Annotated in this window: 1 protein-coding gene; it reads right to left on the bottom strand. The window is 69.5% G+C overall.

All coding sequences use genetic code 11. The annotated features are described in order from the left end of the window. A partial coding sequence (locus tag H7U32_RS10310) for a hypothetical protein (protein WP_204469928.1) occupies positions 1-449 on the bottom strand: 449 nt, incomplete at both ends.

The following is a 449-nucleotide window of genomic DNA, read 5'->3' as shown; positions in this document are numbered from 1 at the left end:
GAGGTATCCCGGCACCCCGCCGATGACGCCCGCGACGATCGCCCGCGGGAGGAGTTCGGTCAGCGCCCACGGTCCGGTGCCGATGCCGGTCTGCGCAAGCCAGATGATATCGGGCGCGCTGGGCGTCCACGGCGAGCGCCATGCGCTGCGCACCGACCACAGGACGCCGCAGGCGATCGGCGCCGCCAGCACGAGGGCGGCGAGCTGGGATAGCCCAGACGGAAATGCCGCGGTGTATGCGGCGAAGTCTCCGGCGGCGCCCTCGACCATGCCGAGCAGCCATATCCAGCACGCGACGACGTTGCCTCCTACAATCAGGGCAAGATACAGCAGGTAGATGCGGTCGGTGAGGTCGCACGCGTCGTCCAGGTCGGCACCGGCTGCCCACAGGTAGAAGTTGAGCTCGGAGCGCAGGTGGCGCGCCTGGAGCCACAGGAGGGAGGCGAGAT

This window comes from Bifidobacterium pullorum subsp. saeculare (assembly GCF_016899725.1).
Classification (GTDB): Bacteria; Actinomycetota; Actinomycetes; order Actinomycetales; family Bifidobacteriaceae; genus Bifidobacterium; species Bifidobacterium pullorum_C.
This window is presented reverse-complemented; position numbering and strand designations above follow the sequence as displayed.